This window comes from Zarconia navalis LEGE 11467, from assembly GCF_015207075.1.
In the GTDB taxonomy this organism is placed as follows: domain Bacteria; phylum Cyanobacteriota; class Cyanobacteriia; order Cyanobacteriales; family Geitlerinemataceae; genus Zarconia; species Zarconia navalis.
The window spans coordinates 1-5,576 of sequence record NZ_JADEXN010000373.1; the positions used below are offsets into that span (position 1 = coordinate 1).

Here is a 5,576-nt window from a genome sequence, read left to right on the forward strand (position 1 = left end):
CGGTGCGATCGTTCGGGCGGTTTGGTTGCGCTACCGGATTACGAATCGCCGCATCTCCGTCACCGGGGGCTGGATGGGACGAGATCGAACGGATTTGATTTATCCCGAAGTGGTGAAAGTTGTAAAAATGCCTCGAGGCTGGGGAAGCTGGGGCGATCTGGTCGTCACCCTCAAAGATGGCAGTCGTCTAGAGTTAAGGGCGATTCCTCGGTTCCGGGAAATTTACGACCACATTAATGACAAAATTTCCCCCAAAGCTCGCGATGCCAGTGAGTCAGCCCGTCGCTAAAATCGAGCGAATCGGGTGAATTCACTACGAGAACTAGTAGAGTGCAGAGGTTGATGTAAAACGAATGGATTTTGGTGTCGGTTTTCTCTCGAATAATGTCATGCTGCCGATCCTGGATTTTTTCTACGGGATCGTGCCGAGCTATGGCTTAGCCATTGTCGCCCTAACATTGGTCATTCGCTTTGCGCTTTATCCTTTAAGCGCGGGTTCGATTCGCAACATGCGTCGGATGCGAGTGGCTAATCCCGAAATGCAAAAGCGAGATAAAGAAGTTCAAACTCGCTACAAATAGAATCCTGCCAAGCAGCAGGAAGAAATGAGCAAGGTTTACAAAGAGTTTGGCAACCCGCTTGCGGGTTGTCTGCCGGTCTTGGTTCAAATGCCGGTGCTGTTTGCCCTGTTTGCGACCTTTAGGGGCTCGCCATTTACGGATATTAACTATACCGTTGATGTTGAAATCTTTCCCAGGGAACAGATCGAACGCATCCAGCCTCAAGTTTTCGCCACGAAGCCTCAGAATATCTATATTGCCGACGGCGATCGCTCTCAGTTGACGGCGATTCTTCCCGCCGGAAATCGATTGGTGGTTGGCGAAAATACCCAAGTCGAATTCCAAACCTTGGAAGGTCAAAAACTATCAGAATTGACCGGCGATCGCCCCGATACCAAACTGGTTCCTCAGTGGACGGTGACCAAAGGGGAAGAACGATTGCAGGTGAACCCAGATGGAACGATCGAGGCGTTAGCGCCCGGTCAAGCCACGATTCAAGGTACGGTTCCGGGACTGGCAGCCAATAAAGGCTTCTTGTTCATTCAAGCCCTCGGTCGAGTCGGGGCCACGGATGAAAATGGGAACATCCACTGGGATATTGTCGGTATGGTTCTGTTCTTCGGACTGAGCCTCTACGTAAACCAGTTATTGTCGGGTTCTCAAGGGGCGAGCCAAAATCCCCAGCAAGAGACAATTACAAAAATCACCCCAGTGCTATTTTCGGGGATGTTTTTGTTCTTCCCCCTTCCGGCCGGCGTGTTGATGTATATGGTCATTGCCAATATCTTCCAGACCGCTCAAACGTTTATCTTGTCCAAAGAACCCCTACCCGAAAATCTTCAGAAAATTGCCGATGCTCAGGCAAAGGAAGCCAAATTATCTGGAGAAGATGGGCGCAATACTCTACCGTTCGAGCCGGGAAGCCGATCGAAAAAGAAAGCGGGTTAACTGGCCAGATCGCTCTGAAGATAGAATGGCGAGCGATCGTTGAGTGTAGAGCTGTGGGAAAAGCCCGATCGCTTTTCCCGCTCGAGATACAAATGGGGTAGCAACAAAAATGACGAGCGATACAAAACTGCAACGGGGTCAACAATGGTTGGAAAAACTGATGAAACTCAGTGGCTTGCCCTCCAAAGTCGATGCCCGAGGTAACGGTGATGGATATTGGTTAACGATAGATGCTTCCGAGCTGACCCCCGAGCAAATTTCGACGACGATCGGAGCCAACGGTCGCGTTTTAGATTCAATTCAGTATCTGGCAAATTCCATTCTCAACATTGGTAAATCTGACGAAGAACAAGCCGCTTATACCGTCGAGTTAAATGGCTATCGCCTCGAGCGGCAAGAGGAATTACGCGAGCGCGCCCGACAAATAGCCGAGCAGGTTCGATCGTCGGGAGAAGAACGCGAGATCGCATCTCTCTCGTCGGCAGAACGCCGTCAGATGCATACCTTCCTCAAAGAAGATGGCGATCTCGAAACCTTTAGCCAAGGCCAAGAACCCAATCGGCATTTGGTCGTAAGATTGCGTGGATAAGCGTTTTTGAGGGATGTTCTCATTTCTCGCAACTCAAGTGGGAGTAGGAAAAAGCGTAGGATGGATTCCATTTATATTCCGAGTCTGGCCAAGGCTCGAGATCGCACCGAGACGATCGAATTTCAAGAATTTTTACCGGATTTGCCAACGTTGATGCCCGTTCGGGGACAGTTGCAGGTCTCCCATCGGGGCAATTACCTAGAAGTCAAGGCTCAGGCGGAAGCGATTATCACCTTCACCTGCCATCGTTGCTTGCAGCAATATAACGAGCGCCTGCAAATCACGCCATCGGAAGTCATTTGGCTGGAGGAGAAAAAACCCGATCGACTCGAACCCTTAGAACAAGAAATTCTGTTCGAGGAGTTGCTCGAGACCTTATCTCCTCAAGGGGAATTCGAGCCAGCCACTTGGCTATACGAACAGTTCTGTCTTGCCTTTCCCTCCAAACAACTGTGCGATGGCAACTGTACGGTAGAGGAAATTTCCTCAGAAGAGCGATCGGAAGTCTCGGTCGATCGCCGCTGGTCGGCTTTAGATGCCCTCAAAGGTCAATTGCCCAATTGAGCCGTACCATCGTTCCTAAAGGCTACGGGTGAAAGGCTCGGGGGCGAACGCTCGGAATTTATCGCTCCACTCACCCGTCAAACGACCCGCTTCTCAATGGTCTGAAACCTCTCGATCGATAGCACGCTGCAGATTAGAACCATACGCGGGGCTTAAAAAATGGCTCTCCACTCTAACCTCTCATCAATGCCCAAACCCAAAACTGACTATGTTTAAGGATGAGTTCGAACTGCTGCTACGGGCGCGCTATCCATTAATTTATATCCCGACTCTAGAAGAAGAGCGCCTCGAAGAAACGATTGCCCTTTCGGCTAAAAACTGTGGCAATCGAGCCGTTTATGTTTGGGATTTTGTCGATGGCTATCAGGCGAACCCTAACGATAACGGAGCCGCTCGTCGGAACCCCCTCCAAGCTCTCGAATGGGTAGAGCAGCTCGGGACATCTGCCCCGGCCATTTTCATCCTGCGGGATTTTCACCGCTTTTTAGAAGATATTTCCGTCTCCCGCAAGCTGCGAAATCTAGCTCGCGCCCTCAAGTCGCAACCGAAAAATATTGTCGTTCTCTCCCCTCAAGTTCAGATTCCCCAAGACTTGCAGGAAGTTTTTACCATCTTGGAGTTTCCCCTGCCCGATCGCCAAGCCATTCAAAAGTCGATCGAGCAGGTGCTCGGGGCAACGGGACGCTCTCTAGAACGCCGGGTTCTGACGGAAATGGTGCGATCGGCTCAGGGACTCTCCCTAGAGCGAATTCGGCGGGTGCTCGCACGGGCGATCGCCACTCACGGCGAACTTCAAGCCGATGATGTGGAACTGATTTTAGAAGAAAAACGCGCCAATATTCGTCAAACTCAAATCTTAGAGTTTTACCCCACCACCGAAAAGATTTCCGATATTGGCGGGTTGGACAACCTCAAAGAATGGCTGCTGCGGCGCGGGGGGGCCTTTTCCGAACGGGCGCGGCAATACGGAATTCCCCATCCTCGGGGGTTGCTGCTGGCTGGCATTCAAGGCACGGGCAAATCTCTAACGGCAAAAGCGATCGCCCATCACTGGCATTTACCCCTGCTGCGCTTGGATGTGGGGCGCTTGTTCGGTGGGCTGGTGGGAGAGTCGGAATCTCGCACCCGGCAGACGATTCAACTGGCTGAAGCTCTCGCTCCGTGTATTTTGTGGATCGACGAAATCGATAAAGCCTTCGCCGGGATTCGCGGCCAAGGAGATTCGGGAACGACGAGTCGAGTCTTCGGGACGTTTATCACCTGGCTGGCGGAAAAGGATTCTCCCGTTTTTGTCGTGGCGACGGCCAACAACGTCCAAACCCTGCCGCCGGAGATGCTGCGCAAAGGCAGATTCGATGAAATCTTTTTTGTCGGTTTGCCCAGCACAGACGAGCGACAGGCTATCTTTGAGGTTCACCTGTCTCGACTGCGGCCTCAGAATATCAAAAGCTACGATCTCGATCGCCTCGCTTACGAAACACCAGATTTTTCCGGCGCGGAAATCGAACAGGCTTTAATTGAGGCAATGCACATCGGCTTCAGCCAAAACCGAGATTTCACCACAGATGATATTCTCGAAGCCGCCAGTCAAATTGTGCCCTTAGCTCGCACGGCTAAAGAGCAAATCCAATTTTTACAAGATTGGGCGGCTGCTGGGAAAGCTCGTTTGGCTTCTCGGGGCAATAGCCTAACTCGTCGAATTCAGGGTCAACGCTGAAGGACAAAATGCGGAAGCGCCCAATTCGGAGAGTGTCTGTCAGGAGCTGCGGGGCGATGGCTTGTCTTGTCAGGTACCAATAGCAGTCAGCAATGGCTACTTCAGCGGTCGTAGAGCCTTAAAACCCCTTCCCCTCTAATACCGATGTCCTGACGCACGTGGCTGCTGGTATATTACCAATTAGCCCTTCCCGATTCACAACTATGAGTTTTTCTGGTTTCACGAAAGTCGTACTTGGCTTTACCATCGCCATCGCGCTTTTAGTCGGTGGTAGCGTTGCGGCAATCCTATCGATCGTTGCAAAGCTGACCGCACTGCCGCCAAAACCTGTTTTTGACAATGCTCCCCCCCTCACCACTCAAGCGACTCCGACGCCAACGCCGACCCCAACACCAACCCCAGCACCAACCCCAGCACCGACTCCCACTCCCGAAACAGAGGTACTACCTCCAGGAGCATACCGCGTTCGCATCACCTGGCCTCAAGGTTTGCTGATCCGATCTGCTCCCGACTTTAGCTCGGCAAATATCGGCGGTATTGCCGCAAATCAACAGGCGATCGCCTTGGAAGCCTCAGAGGATGGCAAATGGCTCCGAATCCGCATCGACAGCACCTCCCAGGAAGGATGGGTGGTGGGACAGGGGACTCTCGAACGCTTGGACGGAGATCGGTAAGACCGAGTATCGAGTTCGATTTAATACTGAGAATTCGGAGCAATCGCAGATCGGGAAGCGCGGGGAAAAATTGATAAAGTCCGCGATCGGATTGCGGCGGGTGACGATCTCGGACTTTATCAATCTTTCACATTTACTTCGAGATATATGTTGTGTTATTAAAGATACCGAACGAGGACTAGCACTTTGACCGAAGAGTATGTCATTCTACAAATAACGATGTGAAAGTGCAATAAATTGCACTCGCATCAATGCCAGATAACCAGCAAACACTCTAGAAACATCTGCTCATCCCCAAGTCAAAATAGGTCTTGTTAAATGCAACAAGCCTATTTTTTTTTGTGAAGAATGCGAGTAATATAGCAGTTCGCACGGGTGTATTTAAAAATTCTGAATTAAACTTTTTTGAAAATATAATAGTCGGTTTGTGTGGTGAATTAAAGGCGATCGCTTCGTAGGGAGTGTTGTTTGAAGGGTGCTACGATCGACGGTCGCAACCACAAAATCGGACTCGGTCGATAAGC

At 51.0% G+C, this 5,576-nt stretch carries 5 protein-coding genes and 1 pseudogene; all 6 read left to right on the forward strand.

All coding sequences use genetic code 11. The annotated features are described in order from the left end of the window. Positions 1-289, forward strand: a 289-nt coding sequence (locus IQ235_RS17295) for a PH domain-containing protein (RefSeq protein WP_264322672.1), incomplete at its 5' end; no start/stop codon positions are given. 64 nt (positions 290-353) lie between these two features. Further along, a pseudogene (gene yidC, locus IQ235_RS17300) lies at positions 354-1,508 on the forward strand (membrane protein insertase YidC). 109 nt (positions 1,509-1,617) lie between these two features. Next, on the forward strand, positions 1,618-2,097 hold the full coding sequence (locus IQ235_RS17305) for a Jag family protein (protein WP_264322673.1): 480 nt from the start codon (positions 1,618-1,620) through the stop codon (positions 2,095-2,097). A gap of 60 nt (positions 2,098-2,157) precedes the next feature. Next, positions 2,158-2,661 carry a YceD family protein gene (locus IQ235_RS17310; RefSeq protein WP_264322674.1) on the forward strand — a complete coding sequence of 168 codons (504 nt, stop codon included), beginning with the start codon at positions 2,158-2,160 and terminating at the stop codon, positions 2,659-2,661. 208 nt (positions 2,662-2,869) lie between these two features. Beyond that, complete coding sequence (locus tag IQ235_RS17315) at positions 2,870-4,378, forward strand: Ycf46 family AAA ATPase (protein WP_405196691.1); 1,509 nt, start codon at positions 2,870-2,872, stop codon at positions 4,376-4,378. 203 nt (positions 4,379-4,581) lie between these two features. Further along, complete coding sequence (locus IQ235_RS17320) at positions 4,582-5,052, forward strand: SH3 domain-containing protein (RefSeq protein ID WP_264322675.1); 471 nt, start codon at positions 4,582-4,584, stop codon at positions 5,050-5,052. Positions 5,053-5,576 lie beyond the last annotated feature (524 nt).